The 16,016-nt window shown below is 71.1% G+C and carries 15 protein-coding genes; 10 read left to right on the top strand and 5 right to left on the bottom strand.

The window, feature by feature from the left end:
- Nucleotides 1-8 precede the first annotated feature (8 nt).
- Together paaZ and ACULK4_RS15725 are read left to right on the top strand one after the other, a co-directional pair.
- Complete coding sequence (gene paaZ / locus ACULK4_RS15730) at nucleotides 9-2,078, top strand: phenylacetic acid degradation bifunctional protein PaaZ (RefSeq protein WP_445966525.1); 2,070 nt, start codon at nucleotides 9-11, stop codon at nucleotides 2,076-2,078.
- A gap of 122 nt (nucleotides 2,079-2,200) precedes the next feature.
- Nucleotides 2,201-2,554: a hypothetical protein gene (locus ACULK4_RS15725; protein ID WP_445966524.1), complete on the top strand. Its 354-nt coding sequence runs from the start codon at nucleotides 2,201-2,203 to the stop codon at nucleotides 2,552-2,554.
- Between the two features lie 12 nt (nucleotides 2,555-2,566).
- Here the strand turns inward: ACULK4_RS15725 and ACULK4_RS15720 are convergent, their stop codons facing one another.
- Nucleotides 2,567-3,280, bottom strand: a complete 714-nt coding sequence (locus ACULK4_RS15720) for an ANTAR domain-containing protein (RefSeq protein WP_445966523.1) — start codon at nucleotides 3,278-3,280, stop codon at nucleotides 2,567-2,569.
- Nucleotides 3,277-3,984 carry a GAF and ANTAR domain-containing protein gene (locus ACULK4_RS15715; RefSeq protein ID WP_445966522.1) on the bottom strand — a complete coding sequence of 236 codons (708 nt, stop codon included), beginning with the start codon at nucleotides 3,982-3,984 and terminating at the stop codon, nucleotides 3,277-3,279. Before ACULK4_RS15715 ends, ACULK4_RS15720 begins: the two co-directional genes overlap by 4 nt.
- Nucleotides 3,985-4,093: 109 nt before the next feature.
- Here ACULK4_RS15715 and ACULK4_RS15710 point away from each other — a divergent pair, with 109 nt between their 5' ends.
- Entirely contained in the window at nucleotides 4,094-6,160 is a 2,067-nt protein-coding gene (locus tag ACULK4_RS15710) for a cell wall-binding repeat-containing protein (protein ID WP_501043325.1), read from the top strand.
- A 16-nt stretch (nucleotides 6,161-6,176) separates the two neighbouring features.
- On the opposite strand, the gene ACULK4_RS15705 is transcribed toward ACULK4_RS15710, so the two are convergent.
- Genes ACULK4_RS15705 through mftR form a run of 3 tightly spaced genes read right to left on the bottom strand, consistent with a single transcriptional unit; the run spans nucleotide 6,177 to nucleotide 10,619 of the window.
- Entirely contained in the window at nucleotides 6,177-8,279 is a 2,103-nt protein-coding gene (locus tag ACULK4_RS15705; protein WP_445966520.1) for a RecQ family ATP-dependent DNA helicase, read from the bottom strand.
- 58 nt (nucleotides 8,280-8,337) lie between these two features.
- Nucleotides 8,338-9,978, bottom strand: coding sequence for a GMC family oxidoreductase N-terminal domain-containing protein (locus ACULK4_RS15700; protein WP_445966519.1), 1,641 nt, complete (start codon nucleotides 9,976-9,978; stop codon nucleotides 8,338-8,340).
- Nucleotides 9,975-10,619 carry a mycofactocin system transcriptional regulator MftR gene (gene mftR / locus ACULK4_RS15695; RefSeq protein WP_445966518.1) on the bottom strand — a complete coding sequence of 215 codons (645 nt, stop codon included), beginning with the start codon at nucleotides 10,617-10,619 and terminating at the stop codon, nucleotides 9,975-9,977. Before mftR ends, ACULK4_RS15700 begins: the two co-directional genes overlap by 4 nt.
- 95 nt (nucleotides 10,620-10,714) lie before the next feature.
- On the opposite strand from mftR, the gene mftA reads away from it, so the two are divergent.
- From mftA to ACULK4_RS15660, 7 genes are all read left to right on the top strand, one after another.
- Nucleotides 10,715-10,825 carry a mycofactocin precursor MftA gene (gene mftA / locus ACULK4_RS15690; protein WP_445966517.1) on the top strand — a complete coding sequence of 37 codons (111 nt, stop codon included), beginning with the start codon at nucleotides 10,715-10,717 and terminating at the stop codon, nucleotides 10,823-10,825.
- Between the two features lie 9 nt (nucleotides 10,826-10,834).
- Complete coding sequence (gene mftB / locus ACULK4_RS15685; protein ID WP_445966516.1) at nucleotides 10,835-11,110, top strand: mycofactocin biosynthesis chaperone MftB; 276 nt, start codon at nucleotides 10,835-10,837, stop codon at nucleotides 11,108-11,110.
- Complete coding sequence (mftC, locus tag ACULK4_RS15680; RefSeq protein WP_445966515.1) at nucleotides 11,107-12,426, top strand: mycofactocin radical SAM maturase; 1,320 nt, start codon at nucleotides 11,107-11,109, stop codon at nucleotides 12,424-12,426. Before mftB ends, mftC begins: the two co-directional genes overlap by 4 nt.
- 96 nt (nucleotides 12,427-12,522) lie before the next feature.
- Complete coding sequence (locus ACULK4_RS15675) at nucleotides 12,523-13,386, top strand: mycofactocin-coupled SDR family oxidoreductase (RefSeq protein WP_445966514.1); 864 nt, start codon at nucleotides 12,523-12,525, stop codon at nucleotides 13,384-13,386.
- 61 nt (nucleotides 13,387-13,447) lie between these two features.
- Nucleotides 13,448-14,257, top strand: coding sequence for a mycofactocin-coupled SDR family oxidoreductase (locus ACULK4_RS15670; RefSeq protein WP_445966513.1), 810 nt, complete (start codon nucleotides 13,448-13,450; stop codon nucleotides 14,255-14,257).
- A gap of 46 nt (nucleotides 14,258-14,303) precedes the next feature.
- Nucleotides 14,304-15,137 (top strand): mycofactocin-coupled SDR family oxidoreductase, encoded by an 834-nt coding sequence (locus tag ACULK4_RS15665; RefSeq protein ID WP_445966512.1) that lies wholly within the window; start codon nucleotides 14,304-14,306, stop codon nucleotides 15,135-15,137.
- A gap of 44 nt (nucleotides 15,138-15,181) precedes the next feature.
- Nucleotides 15,182-16,015, top strand: coding sequence for a mycofactocin-coupled SDR family oxidoreductase (locus ACULK4_RS15660; protein WP_445966511.1), 834 nt, complete (start codon nucleotides 15,182-15,184; stop codon nucleotides 16,013-16,015).
- The last annotated feature ends 1 nt before the right edge of the window (nucleotide 16,016 follow it).

The following is a 16,016-nucleotide window of genomic DNA, read 5'->3' as shown; positions in this document are numbered from 1 at the left end:
ACAACTCCATGACCGACATCCTGCCCAGCTACGTCCGCGACGCCTGGTGGACGCCCGGCGGCGACGCCGCGGCATCCGCTGCCGAAGTCCGCGACGCGTCGACCGGCGAGGTCGTCGCGCGCGTCTCGACCGAGGGCCTCGACCTGGGCGCCGTGCTCGAGCACGCGCGCACGGCCGGCCAGAAGAGCCTCGGCGAGCTGACCTTCCACCAGCGCGCCGTGCTGCTCAAGCAGATGGCGCTCGCGCTCACCGAGCGCAAGGCCGAGCTCTACGAGATCTCGGCGCGCACCGGCGCCACCCAGCGCGACTCGTGGGTCGACATCGACGGCGGCATCGGCGTGCTGTTCACCTACTCGTCGAAGGGTCGCCGCGAGCTGCCCAACGCGAAGGTGCTCGTCGACGGCCCGGTCGAGCCGCTGTCGAAGGACGGCTCGTTCATCGGCCGTCACGTCTACACGCGCCTGCCGGGCGTCGCCGTGCAGATCAACGCCTTCAACTTCCCCGTGTGGGGCTCGCTCGAGAAGTTCGCGCCGGCGTTCCTCGCGGGCGTGCCGACGGTCGTGAAGCCCGCGACGCCCACCGGCTACCTCACCGAGGCGTACGTGCGCATCCTCGTCGAGTCGGGGCTCCTGCCCGCCGGTTCGCTGCAGCTCGTCTCGGGCAGCGTGCCCGACCTGTTCGACCACCTGCGCCTCGGCGACCTCGTGGCGTTCACCGGCTCGGCGTCGACCGCCGAGCGCCTGCGAGCGCACGACTCGGTGCAGACGGGCGGCGTGAGGTTCTCGAGCGAGACCGACTCGATCAATGCGTCGGTGCTGGGCACGGATGCCACGCCCGGGACTCCCGAGTTCGACGCCTATGTCAAGCAGCTCGTCGTCGAGATGACCTCGAAGGCAGGACAGAAGTGCACCGCGATCCGCCGGGCGATCGTGCCCGCGGCATCCGTCGACGCGCTCGTCGATGCGGTGCGCGAGCGCCTCGCGGAGCGGGTCGTCATCGGCGACCCGCGCACGGAGGGCGTCACCATGGGTCCGCTCGCCTCCACCGGGCAGCGCGACGAGGTGCTGCGCCAGGTCCGCAAGCTCCAGGACGCCGGCGGCGAGCTCGTGATCGGCTCCCTCGAGGCGCCCTCGGGCGTCGACGCCGACGGGGCGTTCGTCGAGCCCATGCTGCTGAAGTTCACGGATGCCACCGCGCCGGCGGTCCACGAGGTCGAGGCGTTCGGCCCCGTGGCATCCGTCATCTCCTACGACTCGCTCGACCAGGCGATCGACCTCGTCACGCGTGGCGGCGGTTCGCTCGTCACGAGCGTCGCGACGCACGACCCGGATGTCGCGGTGGCGCTCGCCACGGGCATCGCGTCGATGAACGGCCGCCTGCTGTTCCTCGACCGCGACGACGCCCGCTCGTCGACCGGCCACGGCTCGCCCGTGCCGCACCTCGTGCACGGCGGTCCCGGTCGCGCGGGCGGCGGCGAGGAGCTCGGCGGCATCCGTGCGGTCAAGCACCACATGCAGCGCACCGCCGTGCAGGGCACGCCCGCACTGCTCACGGCGCTCACGGGCGTGTGGCACACGGGCGCCGAGGCGCGGCCGTACCAGGCGGCCGGCGAGCCGCACCCGTTCCGCAAGTCGCTCGCCGACCTGCGGATCGGCGACCAGGTCGCATCGGAGCCGCGCACCGTGACGCTCGAGGACATCGAGACCTTCGCGGCCTTCACCGGCGACACGTTCTACGCGCACATGGACGAGGAGGCCGCGGCGGCGAACCCGTTCTTCCCCGGCCGCGTCGCGCACGGATACCTGCTCGTGTCGTGGGCCGCGGGACTGTTCGTGGATGCCGCGCCGGGCCCGGTGCTCGCGAACTCCGGCCTCGAGAACCTGCGCTTCATCACGCCCGTGTCGCCCGGCGACTCGATCCGCGTGGAGCTCACCGCCAAGGAGATCTCGCCACGCGAGACCGACGAGTACGGCGAGGTGCGCTGGGACGCGGTGCTGAAGAACCAGGACGACGAGATCGTGGCGACGTACGACGTGCTCACGCTCGTGGCGAAGGAGCCGGCGCCCGTCCCGGCATGATGAGCGGCGGTCCGTCGCCAGTCAAGGCACCCCGGCCCTCCGGAACCCTTCGGTAGAATCGGGTGCATGGCGCCCCCCGGACCCCGGGGCACCCGAACACGAACGGTTCGAGGAGGTGCCCCATGGTCCAGCGAATGGTCTACGCCGGTGGAGAGTTCCTCGTCGCCGACGTGATCGCGGACGCGCTGCTGGATTACGCGCTCCAGCTGGCCAAGCGGGCGTTCGTCGACGTCGTGGACGTCAGGACGCGCCGGGAGGACGGGACGTTCGGTCGACTCCGGCTGCTGCTCGGCGACGGCATCGCACTCGCGTCGGAGTCGGCGTGGGACGCGGTGCCGGATCCCCAGGGTGACCCCGACGATGCCGCATCGGCCGCGCTCATCCGGCGGCGAGTCGCGGCGCTCGGCCGGAGCCCGGTGATCCGGCTGGACGGCGACGGGCACGTCGACCTCATGAGCGCTTACGACGACCTCTGAGGCCCCGAGCGGTCAGAAGATCAGCTCGCCCCTGACGACGCGCTCGGCGACGAGTCCGAGGGGGAGCTGGTTGCTCCGCGCGAACTCGCGCAGCCGCTGGAAGGCCTCGTCGGTGGTGAGGTCGTGCGTGTGGGCGAGCACGCCCTTGGCCTGTTCGATCGCGACTCGCGAGTTCAGGGCCGACTGGAGCTGCTCGCGGGTGAGATCGCTCGCCCGGAACGACCGCTCGTGGAGGATCCCGATCGTGGCGACGTCGGCGAGGGCCTGGGCGGCGCGCAGGTCGGGACGATTGAGCTCGCCCGGCCGGGTGCGCAGCAGGTTGAGCGAACCGATCGTCGTGCTCCGCAGGCGCATCGGAACGGCGTAGGAGGAGGCGAAACCGGCCTCGAGCGCGGCCGCCTTGAAGCGGTGCCACCGATCCGGTGCGGATGCGATGTCGGGCACGCTGACCACGGACGCCGTGAGGAAGCTGTCGATGCAGGGTCCGGCCTCCGCCGACAACTGGATCGTCTCGACGAGGCGGCTCTCCTCGTCGGTCGACGCGACGACCTCGAGTTCGCCGTCCTCGTCGGCGAGCAGCAGGCCGGCCGCCTCGACGTCGAGGAGGTCTTGGCAGCTCTCGACGAGCATCTGGAGGAGCTCGACGACGTCGTAGTCGTCGACGAGGGTGTCCGCGAGGTCGGCGAAGACCTCGAGGATGCGTTCCTGACGCGTCGCCTCGGTCACGGCGCCTTCTCCTCGATGCGGCCCCGCGTGCGCGTGAACGTCAGCCTCCGGTCGACGACGTCCCGGGCGACGTCGGCCATGCTCCGGCCCTGGACCAGCGCCTGTCCCTGGATCAGCAGATGGGCGTCCTCGGGCGGGAGTCCGAGTTGCGCGATGACGAATCCGGTGGCCTGGTGCACGATCCTGCGGGCGTGGCGGTTCTCGGGCGGCTCGAGATCGCCGGCGTACCGCAGGGCCCGTCGCAGCAGGTAGCGGCTGATGACCTCGGTCATGGCGGCGACCTGCCGGGCGTGCTCGTCGCTGAGGTTCAACGGCTGCGCGTGGTAGAGGTCGAGCGCCCCGAGGTGCATGGTGCCGACGGACAGGGGGAACGCGAAGAGCGCGCCGACGGGTTCGTCCCGGATGGCCTCGATGAACGCCGGCCACGGATGTCGCGGATGCGTCTGGATCTCGGGCTCGAAGATCGGCGTTCCGTTCGCCACCACGTCGCAGCAGGGGCCCTCGCCGAGGTCGAACTGCAGTTCGTCGATCCGCGCGGCGATCGCATCGCTCGAGGCCACGGTCTCCTGCCCGAGCAGTCCGCCCAGCGTGGACACGGCGGCGCCCGACACGGGAACGGCCCGGAGCACGGCGATCGTGAGCTCGCCGTCTTCGTCTTCGAGGCCGGCCAGGTGCTGCATCGAGTCGCGGTACGCCTCGCTCACCGGAACCACCTCCTCCGACGCGCGCTGCGCGCTCGGAGTACTCGACGCTACCCCTCCGGGTCGTGCGCATGAAGGGGGTTGCAGTCGCGTGGCCGGTGTTCGCGGCGGGATGACGGTCGCGAAGCGGACGATGGTCTCGGCATGTGATTCAATCGTCGCGATGCCGCTCCCGGCGACGGAGCAACCCTGCCTGATCGCGAGGAGCGACCCGATGACCCGACGTCCCACTATCGGCCTGCGCGTGCGCGCCACGGTGGGGTCCATCGCGGTCCTCGTCGTGACCGTGCTCGTCGGTCCCCTCCACCCGGCCCCTGCCGCGGCGGTCGGCACCGGCTCGATCTCGGGCACGGTGACGGCACCGGACGGCACCCCGCTGCGCGGCGTGGGGGTCTTCCTCGCGAATACCGCCGGTGAGCCGTACTCCTACGACGCGCACGTGTTCACCGACACGGACGGACGCTACGCGTTCGGCGAGCTGGAGGCAGGCGGGTACAAGCTCCTGTTCCAGCCGCAGAGGGAGGAGCCCTCCTCGTACAACTACGTCGCGGAATGGTGGCAGGACCGTCCTGACCGCGATTCGGCCACCGTCATCACGCTCGCCGACGGCGCAGCCCGGAGTGACGTGCACGCGCAGCTGACTCCGGGGGCATCGGTCTCCGGAACGATCACGGACGAGTCGGGCACTCCGATCCTGGACGCGGTGATCTGGGCTCGGCGCGACGGTGGGCCCGGGTACTCGGCGAAGAGCGATCGCGACGGGAAGTACCTGGTGGGAGGGCTGCCCGCGGGCACGTACACGCTGAAGTTCGACTCACCGTGGAGCGGACCGCAGGCGGTGTTCGTCGACGAGTGGTGGGATGACGCGGCGGACGGCTCCGCAGCGGACCGCTTCTCCCTCACCACAGGCCAGGCGGCATCCGGATTCGACGCACGGCTGTCGACCGGCTCGACGATCACCGGTCGGGTGCTCGGCTTCGACGGTCAGCCCGTGGGAGAAGGCCAGCCCTACGGGAACATGTATGTCGAGGCCGTGCGCATCGGAGGCGAGGAGCCATACGAGCACGGCTCGTACACCTCGAACGGCCGGTACTCGATCGCGGGGCTTCGCGCGGGCAGCTACGCCCTCTCCTTCCAGGCTCACCTGCCGACCGGTTGGGTGAGGGAGACGTGGCGCGATTCAGCGGGGTACGTCGACGCGACGCTGATCACGGTGGACGGACAAGAGACCGTCGAGCTCGAGGATGCTCGCGTGGGCTCGGGCGTCGAACGTCGAGGAGGCGTGGACCGCTACGCCACCGCGGTCGGGGTTTCCGAATCGGCGTTCCCCTGGGGCGACGTCCCGACCGTGTACCTGGCCAGCGGCGCCGACTTCCCGGACGCGCTCGCGGCGGCGCCGGCGGCCGGACTCGACGGGGGTCCGGTCCTTCTCACGCCACGCGATTCGCTGCCGTCGGAGGTGGCCGACGAGATCGCCCGCCTCGGCCCTGAGCGCGTCTTCATCGTGGGCGGCGAGGGATCCGTGAGCGCGGGAGTCGCCCTCCAGGTGGACGATCTGATCGACGGGCCCGTGGAGCGCCGTGCGGGCGCCTCGAGATACGAGACCGCCGTCGAGATCTCCAGGGCGCGGTTCGCGGACGCCGGGGCGGTGGTCTACCTGGCAAGCGGTGCGGCGTTCCCAGATGCACTCTCTGCCGCACCGCTGGCAGGGAAGGAACCGGGACCGGTCCTGCTCACGACGCGCGACCGCATGCCCGGCGCGGTGGAGGATGAGATCCGGCGCCTGCAACCTTCGAAGATCGTGGTCCTCGGTGGTGACGGCTCCGTTGCACCCTCCGTGCTGACCCGACTCGCGCAGTTGTCGGATGCTCCGATCGAGCGGCTCGCCGGCGCGGACCGATACGCGACCGCACTCGCCGTCTCCCAGGCGGGCTTCGAGTCCGGTGCCGACGTCGTGTACGTGGCCAACGGGCAGAACTTCCCCGACGCACTCGCGGCAGCGCCCGTCGCGCTGAAGGAGGGCGGCCCGGTCCTGCTCACCTCAGGCGTCGCACTCACCCAGGACCTCGTCGACGAGATCACACGGCTCCGCCCGCGTCGGATCACCGTCCTCGGCGGGTACGGTGCGGTCTCGGGCGAGGTGCAGGTGACGCTCGCTCGTATGACCGCCCGGTTCTGAGCCGAGACCGCGAGGCTCACCCGCGCAGCGCGAGCGCGAACGGCAGCACGCCGGTCGCGCCCGCCTGCCGCAGCGTGCGGGCGGCGACGGTGAGGGTCCAGCGGCTGTCGGCGAGGTCGTCGACGAGCAGCACCGCGCCCGCCGGCACGTCGATCCCGTGGGCGGAGAACCGGTCCCAGACGCCCGCCAGCCGGAACGCGCTGTTGCCGCCGGGCGCGCCCGACGGGCCGCCGTCGACCGGGGCGAGGGCGCCGAGATACGGCAGCCGCCCGATCTCGGCGAGCCCGCGCGCGAGCGAATCGACCAGGAGCGGGTGCGAGCGCGACGGCATTGCGACCACCGCAACCGGCCGGTCGGCCCAGCCCCAGTCGGCGAGCACGCGCACGCATGCCGCGAGCACCTGGGGCGGAACGGGCGCGTCGGGCGTGCCCGCGGCGAACAGTCCGCGCAGCGTGCCGCCCCACCCGAGGTCGGTGAGCCGGGCGAGCGCCCGGCCCTCAGCGGCCTGCTCGGCCGGCGCGATGCGTCCCTTGACGGGCACGCCGAGGCGGTCGGCGCCCGTCGGCCAGGCCCGACGTGGCTCGATCGGCACGCCCACGCGATCGAGCGCGCCGGAGGCCGCATCGGCGGCGCCGGCCGCCAGGCGCGTCGGGTACCACGCGCCCGCGCAGTTGTCGCAGCGCCCGCACGGCTTCGCCGTGTCGTCGTCGAGCGAGCGCTGCAGGAACTCCATGCGGCATCCGTCGGTCGTCTCGTACTCGATCATGTGCTGCTGCTCGGCCTCGCGCTCGGCGGCGATGCGGCCGTAGCGGTCGGCGTCGTAGCTCCACGGCTCGCCCGTCGCGACCCAGCCGCCCTGCACGCGGCGCACCGCGCCGTCGACGTCGAGCACCTTGAGCAGAAGTTCGAGGGGCGTGCGGCGGATGTCGACGCGGGCCTCGAGCGCGGGCGTGGAGAGCGGCACGTCGGACAGTTCGTCGATGACGCGCCGCGCGCGCTCCTCGTCGGGCATCGACGCCGTCGCGAAGTAGTGCCAGATCGCGCGATCCTCCGGTCCGGGCAGGAGCAGCACATCGGCGTTGTCGCTCGCGCGGCCCGCGCGGCCGACCTGCTGGTAGTACGCGACCGGCGAGGACGGGGCGCCGAGGTGCACCACGAAGCCCAGGTCGGGTTTGTCGAAGCCCATGCCGAGCGCGCTCGTGGCGATGAGCGCCTTGACCTCGTTGCGCTTGAGCAGCGCCTCGGATTCCTCGCGCTCGTCGGGGTCGGTCTGGCCCGTGTAGGCGCGCACGTCGTGCCCGCGCTCGCGCAGCAGCCGGGCGGTGTCGTTCGCCGCCGACACCGTGAGCGTGTAGATGATGCCCGAGCCGGGCAGGTCGTCGAGGTGGCTCAGCAGCCAGGCGAGCCGTGTCGGCGCGTCGGGCAGCCGCAGCACCCCGAGTCGCAGTGACGTGCGCGCGAGCGGGCCGCGGATCGTCAGCACGTCGTCGCCGTGGCCGAGCTGCTCGGCGACATCCGCCACGACCCGGCTGTTCGCCGTCGCCGTAGTGGCCAGCACGGGGACGCCGGCCGGGATCCCGGCGATGAGGTCGCGCAGCCGCCGGTAGTCGGGCCGGAAGTCGTGGCCCCAGTCGCTGATGCAGTGGGCCTCGTCGACCACGAGCATGCCGATGCGTCGCACGAGCGCGGGGAGCTGCTGCTCGCGGAAGGACGGATTGTTCAGCCGCTCGGGCGAGACGAGGAGCACGTCGACCGCGTCGTCGGCGAGCCGCTGCTGCACCTCGGCCCATTCGTGCGGGTTCGTGGAATTGATCGCCACGGCCCGCACGCCCGCGCGCTCGGCGGCGGCGATCTGGTCGCGCATGAGCGCGAGCAGGGGCGAGACGAGCACGGTCGGGCCGCCGCCCCGGCGGCGGAGCAGCAGCGTCGCGACGAAGTAGACGGCCGACTTGCCCCAACCGGTGCGCTGCACGACGAGCGCGCGGCGACGGCCCTCGACGAGCGCCTCGATCGCCTCGAACTGCCCGTCGTGGAACCGGGCGTCGTCGCGACCGACGAGCTCGCGCAGCGCGGCGAGCGCCTCGGCGCGGGTGTCGGCGGGCGCGGCGGTGGAGGACATGGGGTCCACTCTGGTCGATGCCGCTGACAGCGGGCTTCCCGCCCGGGTGCGCGCCGGCTCAGTCGCCGCGGCGCATGAAGCGCGCGACGAGCTCGCCGATGAGCACCGCGGTCGCGGCCGGCCCGCGCGACGGCGCGTCGGGCAGCATCGACGTGTCGGCGACGCGCAGCCCCTCGACGCCGTGCACGCGGCCGAACCCGTCGACCACCGCGTTCGGGTCGCCCGCCGGTCCCACGGATGCGCTGCCGCACAGGTGGATCGCGGTGCCGAGGTGCGCGAGCATCCACGCGTCGAGGGATGCGTCGTCGTCGAGGGTCGCGTCGTCGAGTTCGGTGAGGCGGTCGAACAGCGGTGCGAACGACCGGCTGCGCAGCAGCGCGACGGCGGTGCGGATGCCGAGCCGCATCCGCTCGCGATCGTGCGCGGTCGACAGGTAGCGGTAGTCGATTCGGGGCTGGGAGAGCGGGTCGGGCGACTCGAGCGTGATCGAACCGCGCGCTTCCTCACCCTGCAGGCCGACGAGCAGGACGAGGTCGCGACCGTGGGCGACCTGCTCGCGCATGCGACGCACCGACGCGCCCCGTACGGCGCGGAGTGTGGCGAGCGGATGCCGCAGCGCGGCCCTGGTGCCGCCGGCGACGGTACTCGACGAGCCGGTCAGCAGATGGCTCGTCGTCGTGACGCAGACCAGGATCTCGAGATCGCCCGCGTGGTCGCCGCCGGGGGAGGCGAAGTTCAGCGCGGTCGTGAAGGTGTCCGGCGTGGTCGGATCGACGAGGTCGACCCGGGCGCGCCAGCCGACCGACAGGTCGGGGTGGTCGCTGAACGCACGGCCGACGCCCGGGGCGTCGCGCACGATCGGGATTCCGAACGACTCGAGCTGTCCTGCGGGCCCGACGCCCGAGACCAGCAGCAGGTGCGGCGTCGCGATGCCGCCGGCGCAGAGCACGACCTCGTCCGCATCGACGATTCGCCTCCCGCCCGCGTCGTCGACCTCGACGCCGATGGCCCGGGTGCCGTCGAAGGCCACCCGTCGTACGCGGCATCCGCCCCGCACCTCGAGGTTGGCGCGGTCGCGCACCGGGTTCAGGTACGCGATGCCCGTGTTGACGCGCACGCCGTCGACGACGTTCTGCGGCACCGGACCGACGCCGGGCGCGCCGGGCGCGTTCTTGTCGGGCTCGTCCGGGAAGCCGAGCTCGCGCGCGGCGGCGGCGAAGGCCCGCGCGGCCGGGTTCGCCTGCGACGCCCGCCGCACCGGCATCGGGCCGGCGTCGCCGTGGAACCGCCCGGCGCCGAGGTCGAGGTCGCACTCGAGGTCGCGCAGCACGGGCAGCACGCGCTCGTACGTCCATTCCGATCCCGCGGCATCCGCCCACCGGTCGAAGTCCTCGGGACGCGCGCGGATGAAGTACCCGCCGTTGATCGTCGAGGAGCCCCCCAGGATGCGGCCGCGCGCGATCGTGTACGGCAGGTCCGGCGTGAGATGACCGAGGTAGGACCAGTTCGCCGGGTGCCCCGGCATCGCGCCCTGCACCGTCGAGGCGTCGAGCAGCTCGGCGGGGAACCCCTCGGTCGTGCGCGGTGTCGGCCCGGCCTCCAGGACGAGGACGTCGCGATCCGGGTCCTCGCTCAGCCGGGCGGCGAGGGCCGCGCCGGCGGCGCCCGCCCCGACGATGACGGTCGTCCTCCGGGTCAACCCGCCTGGCTCCGGTGCTTCTGGACGGTGTCGGTGTCGATCCGCTCGTCGATGAGGAGGAGTGCCTCGTCGAGGAGCTGGAGGAGCGTGCGTTCGCCGTCGGTGAGCCACTGCTCGTACGCGGCGAGGCATACACCGAGGCAGGTCCAGGCCATCGTCTGGGGGATGAGGTCATCTTCGGGGAGTTCCAGCCGCCGCGCGACGTGGTCGGCGACCACCTGACGCCACGCGCGATACCGCAGCGTGGAGTGCGCGAGCAACGTGGGCACGTTGAGCAGCAGTTCCATGCGCCTGCGGTGATACTCCCATTCCGCTTCGGGTACGCGATTGAACTCGATGATCGAGAGCCGAAGCTGCTCCATGAGCGGCATGTCGCCGGGCAGCGTCGCCAGGTGCGCGCGCATCCGTTCGAGCATGTCGTCGAATTCGCCCCACGGTACGTCGTTCTTCGAGGGGAAGTACCGGAAGAACGTGCGTCGGCCGATGCCGGCCGCTCGGGCGATCTCGTCGACCGTGGTGGCGTCGAACCCGCGCTCCATGAACAGCTCGAGGGCGACGTGGCTGATCTTGGCGTGCGTCGTGGACGGCGACCGGCCGAGCCGGGGCCGCGGCGGCGGAGCTTCCTGGTGGGACAGGACCATCGTCCCTACCCCCTTCCCAACGGCACCGGGTGTCATTAGTATCGACCGAAACGCGAGGATCGCCAATGGGGGCGATCGCACATGAGGAGCATCCCATGAGTCGTAGTGAAGGAATCGTCGCACCGCAGAGTGATGCCGAGGACGTGATCGAGACGGATTCGCTCGTCGAGGAGGTCTCGATCGACGGCATGTGCGGCGTCTACTGACACCCCGCCATGACCGCCGTCGCCCCTGACTCCGCCTGGCAGCTGCACCCGCAGGTCTCGGTGCGGCCCGAGCCGTTCGGTGCGCTGCTGTACCACTTCGGCACGCGCAAGCTGTCGTTCCTGAAGGACCGCACGCTGCTCGCGGTGGTGCGAGGGCTTCCGGATGCCGCATCCGCGCGTGACGCGTGCGAGGCCGCCGGCGTGGCGGAGGAGCACCTGCCGCGGTACCTGGGGGCGCTCGGCACGCTGGCCGAGTCGCGAATGCTCGTGGAGAGGTCGAGATGACCATCGTCACCGCACCCCCGCCACAGTCGATGCGGCTCGTGGACCACTTCGAGCTCGGGCTCGACGCGCCCATCTGCCTGACGTGGGAGCTCACGTACGCGTGCAACCTGTCGTGCGTGCACTGCCTGTCGAGCTCGGGGCGGCGTGATCCGCGCGAGCTCAGCACCGAGGAGTGCAGGGCCGTCATCGACGAGCTCGAGCGCATGCAGGTGTTCTACGTGAACATCGGCGGCGGCGAGCCCACGGTCCGCAACGACTTCTGGGAGCTGCTCGACTATGCCACCGCTCACCACGTCGGCGTGAAGTTCTCGACGAACGGCGTGAAGATCACGCCGGAGATCGCCGAGCGCCTGGCAGCGAACGACTACGTGGACGTGCAGATCTCGCTCGACGGCGCGACCGCCGAGGTCAACGACCACATCCGCGGGCCGCGCTCGTACGAGACCGCCCTGCGCGCGATGCAGAACCTGTCGGACGCCGGCATGCGGAACTTCAAGATCTCCGTGGTCTGCACGAGGCAGAACATCCCGCAGCTCGACGAGTTCAAGGCCATCGCCGACCGGTACGGTGCCCAGCTCCGGCTCACCCGGCTCCGCCCGTCCGGCCGCGGCGCCGACGTGTGGGACGAGCTTCACCCCACGCAGGCGCAACAGCGCGAGCTGTACGACTGGCTCGTCGCGCACGGCGACGACGTGCTCACGGGCGACTCGTTCTTCCACCTCTCGGCGTACGGGCAGGCGCTGCCGGGCCTGAACCTCTGCGGCGCCGGCCGCGTGGTCTGCCTCATCGATCCGGTGGGCGACGTCTACGCGTGCCCGTTCGCCATCCACGACGAGTTCCTCGCCGGCAACGTGCGCGACGAGGGCGGCTTCCGCACGGTGTGGAGCGATTCCTCGCTCTTCGCCGAGCTGCGCTCGCCGCAGTCGGGCGGCGCCTGCAGCTCGTGCCAGTTCTACGACACGTGCAAGGGCGGCTGCATGGCCGCGAAGTTCTTCACCGGCCTGCCACTCGACGGGCCCGACCCCGAGTGCGTGCAGGGCTACGGCGAGCAGCTGCTCGCCCAGCGGGCGGATGACGCCGGCCTGCCGAAGCACTCCGGCGACCACTCCCACCGCACCTCGCCGCCGCGCCCGCGCACGGGCATCGGACCGGTGCGCCTCACGCTCACCCGCCGGGAGGACCTCCAGGCGCCGCCCGTGAGCGCGTGCGCCGAGGATCCCCTCGCGGGCTATCGCCCCGAGGCATCCGACTTCGACCCGACGAAGACCGGCGCCGACCGGCGCCACCAGGGAGGCATCCGCTCCGACCTCGTGTGACACCGACTCGCCGTCGGCCGCGACGCCGCGGTCATGGACGGTCGTGCGCTCGATCGAGGCCCGGCCGCGGCATGCCCGGAAACAGGAGGGATCATCATGGGAATGCTCGACGGCAAGGTCGCGCTCATCACCGGTGGCTCGCGCGGGCAGGGCCGCGCCCATGCCGTCACGTGCGCACGCGAGGGCGCCGACGTCGTCATCATCGACACGCTCGAGCAGATCGGCTCGGTCGCGTACCCGATGGCGAAGCAGGCCGACTTCGACGAGACCGTCAAGCAGGTCGAGGCCCTCGACCGGCGGATCGTCACGGTGAACGGCGACGTCCGGAAGCAGGCCGATCTCGACGATGCGGTCGCGAAGGGCATCGCCGAGTTCGGGAAGATCGACATCCTCATCGCCAACGCGGGCATCTTCTCGCTCGCGCCCGCGCACGAACTCACCGACGAGCAGTGGGACGACATGATCGCCGTCAACCTCACGGGCGTCTGGAAGTCGGCCAAGGCCGTGCTGCCGCACATGATGGAACAGGGCGGCGGGTCGATCGTCATCACGTCGTCGATCAACGGCATCGAGCCCGGCGCGAACTACGCCCACTACTGCTCGTCGAAGTTCGGCGTCGTCGGGCTCATGAAGACGCTCGCGCTCGAGTACGCGCAGCACGGGATCCGCGTCAACTCGATCCATCCCGGCGCCATCCTCACTCCCATGACGAGCTGGCAGGGCGCGTGGGACATGATGTCCGGCAAGCCCGCCGGCGAGGGCACCGAGGAGGACATGCTCGACGCCGGCTACTCCTTCCACGCGCTGAAGGGCCAGGGGTTCCTCTCGCCGCAGCGCATCGCCGACACGGCGCTCTACCTGAACTCCGACCTCGCGTCGTCCGTCACGGGCGTGACCATCCCCGTCGACGCCGGTCACCTGCTGCTGCCCGGCTACAACCCGAACCCGATCAAGGAATAGGGCGTACCCACGCAATCGCCCAGACCCATCCACCCCAGGAACGACGACGAAGGAGAACGAGATGGCAGGACGAGTGGAAGGCAAGGTCGCGTTCGTCACGGGCGCAGCACGAGGACAGGGACGCAGCCACGCGCTGCGACTGGCCGAGGAGGGCGCCGACATCATCGCGGTGGACCTGTGCGGACCGATCCCCGGACTGCAGTACTCCCACGCCACCGAGGAGGACCTGGCCGAGACGGTGCGCCAGGTCGAGGCACTCGACCGGCGGATCATCGCCCGCAAGGCCGACGTGCGCGACCGCGATGCCATGAAAGCTGCGATCGACGAGGGCGTCGCCGAACTGGGGCACCTCGACATCGTGGTGGGCAACGCGGGCATCTGCATCATCGCGGAGTGGGACAAGGTGACGCCCGAGATCTGGAACGAGACGATCTCCACGAACCTCACGGGGATCTGGAACACCGTGCAGCTCACGGCGCCGCACCTCATCAGCGCGGGCGGCGGGTCGATCATCCTCACGAGCTCCGCCGCGGGCCTCAAGGGCCTGCCGTTCCTCACCCCGTACGTCGCGTCGAAGTTCGGCGTGACCGGGCTCACGAAGGCGTTCGCGCACGAACTCGCGGAGCACAGCATCCGCGTCAATTCGCTGCACCCGACCGGCGTCGAGACGGCGATGGGCGAGATGGGGGCGGCATACCCGCCGCTGCTCGAGGCGCACCCGCGCCTCGGCGGCATGCTCACCAACTCCCTGCCCATCGACGTCACCCAACCGCGCGACCAGTCCAACGCGGTGCTGTTCCTCGCCTCCGACGAGGCGCGCTACGTCACGGCGATGGCCATGACGGTCGACGCCGGCAACACGCAGTACTGAGCGGATGCCGCGCCCGCGGCATCCATCGATGGAAAGGAGGCACGTCATGGGACGTGTGGAGGGAAAGGTCGCGTTCATCACGGGCGCGGCACGCGGACAGGGCCGCAGCCACGCGCTGCGCCTGGCCGAGGAGGGCGCCGACATCATCGCCATCGACATCTGCGAGGCGATTCCCGAGAACACCTACCCACCGGCGACCGAGGAGGACCTCGCCGAGACGGTCCGGCAGGTCGAGGCGCTCGATCGGCGGATCGTCGCCGAGAAGGCCGACGTCCGCGACTTCGACCAGCTGAAGGCGGCGGTCGACAAGGGCGTCGCCGAGCTCGGGCGCCTGGACATCGTCGCTGCCAATGCCGGCATCGCCGGGACGTTCAACCGCGCCGAGGACATCCCCGACGACGAGTGGGTCAACATGCAGGAGATCAACCTGTCTGGCGTGTGGCGCACCTGCAAGGCGGCCATCCCGCACCTGAAGGCGGGCGGGCGCGGCGGATCGATGATCCTCACGAGCTCGGACGCGGGGCTGTTCGCGTTCGAGAACATCGCGCACTACGTCGCTGCCAAGCACGGCGTGGTCGGACTCATGCGTACGCTCGCGCTCGAGCTCGCGCCCGACATGATCCGCGTCAACTCGGTGCACCCGACGGTGGTCGACACGCCGATGGTCAACAACGAGGCGGTCTTCAGGCTGTTCCGGCCAGACCTCCAGAACCCCACCGTCGAGGACTTCAAGGAGGCCGCGGGCGCCATCAACGCGCTGCCGATCCCGTGGGTCGACGCGCGCGACATCTCGAACGCCGTGCTGTGGCTCGCCTCCGACGAGGCGCGCTACGTCACCGGCGTCGCCCTGCCCGTCGACGCGGGCGCGAACGTCAAGTAGCGGCATCCGACCGCATCGAACGAACGAAGGGGAAGGAGCACATCATGGGACGACTGGACGGGAAAGTCGCGTTCATCACGGGCGCGGCACGAGGACAGGGGCGCAGCCACGCAGTCCGGCTGGCCGAGGAGGGCGCCGACATCATCGCGGTCGACATCGCGGAGCAGATGTCCACGGTGCCGTACCCGATGGCGACGCCGGAGGACCTCGAGGAGACCGTTCGCCAGGTCGAGGCGCTCGACCGGCGGATCTTCGCTCGCAAGGCGGACGTGCGCGACGGCGACGCCTTGAAGGCGGCCGTCGACGAGGGTGTTGCGGAGCTGGGTCGGCTCGACATCGTGTCGGCCAACGCGGGCATCTTCTCGAACGCCACGTCGGAGGAGCTCACCGAGGAGCAGTGGGCCGACATGATCGACGTCAACCTGTCGGGGGTCTGGCGCACCTGCAAGGTCGCGACGCCGCATCTGAAGGCCGCCGGCGGCGGGTCGATCATCATCACGAGCTCGGCCGCGGGCCTCAAGGGGTACCCGAACTTCGCCCACTACGTGTCGGCGAAGCACGGCGTGGTCGGGCTCATGCGCACGCTGGCGCTCGAGCTCGCGCCCGACATGATCCGCGTCAACTCGATCCACCCGACGAGTGTCGACACTCCGATGATCCAGAACGAGAACCTGTACGCGCTGTTCGCGCCGGACCTCGAGCCGGCCGAGCGCACGCGCGAGGCGCTGGGCGAGCGGTTCGGGGCCATGAACGCGCTCCCGATCCCGTGGCTGGAACCCGTCGACATCTCGAACGCGGTGCTGTGGCTCGCCTCAGACGAGGCGCGGTACGTGACCGGCGTCACGCTGCCGGTGGACGCGGGGTCGACGCAGAAGTGAA

Source organism: Agromyces selenitireducens, from assembly GCF_052748465.2.
The sequence above is the reverse complement of the archived record's forward strand: the minus strand, read 5'-3'. Positions and strand labels throughout refer to the sequence as shown.

Coding starts and splice junctions, on each gene's coding strand:
- ACULK4_RS15705 (WP_445966520.1), bottom strand. CDS start 8,279: ATGTCCTCCACCGCCGCGCCCGCCGACACCCGCGCCGAGGCGCTCGCC.
- ACULK4_RS15665 (WP_445966512.1), top strand. CDS start 14,304: ATGGGACGTGTGGAGGGAAAGGTCGCGTTCATCACGGGCGCGGCACGC.
- mftC (WP_445966515.1), top strand. CDS start 11,107: ATGACCATCGTCACCGCACCCCCGCCACAGTCGATGCGGCTCGTGGAC.
- paaZ (WP_445966525.1), top strand. CDS start 9: ATGACCGACATCCTGCCCAGCTACGTCCGCGACGCCTGGTGGACGCCC.
- ACULK4_RS15725 (WP_445966524.1), top strand. CDS start 2,201: ATGGTCCAGCGAATGGTCTACGCCGGTGGAGAGTTCCTCGTCGCCGAC.
- ACULK4_RS15710 (WP_501043325.1), top strand. CDS start 4,094: ATGACGGTCGCGAAGCGGACGATGGTCTCGGCATGTGATTCAATCGTC.
- mftA (WP_445966517.1), top strand. CDS start 10,715: ATGAGTCGTAGTGAAGGAATCGTCGCACCGCAGAGTGATGCCGAGGAC.
- mftR (WP_445966518.1), bottom strand. CDS start 10,619: ATGGTCCTGTCCCACCAGGAAGCTCCGCCGCCGCGGCCCCGGCTCGGC.
- ACULK4_RS15675 (WP_445966514.1), top strand. CDS start 12,523: ATGGGAATGCTCGACGGCAAGGTCGCGCTCATCACCGGTGGCTCGCGC.
- mftB (WP_445966516.1), top strand. CDS start 10,835: ATGACCGCCGTCGCCCCTGACTCCGCCTGGCAGCTGCACCCGCAGGTC.
- ACULK4_RS15660 (WP_445966511.1), top strand. CDS start 15,182: ATGGGACGACTGGACGGGAAAGTCGCGTTCATCACGGGCGCGGCACGA.
- ACULK4_RS15670 (WP_445966513.1), top strand. CDS start 13,448: ATGGCAGGACGAGTGGAAGGCAAGGTCGCGTTCGTCACGGGCGCAGCA.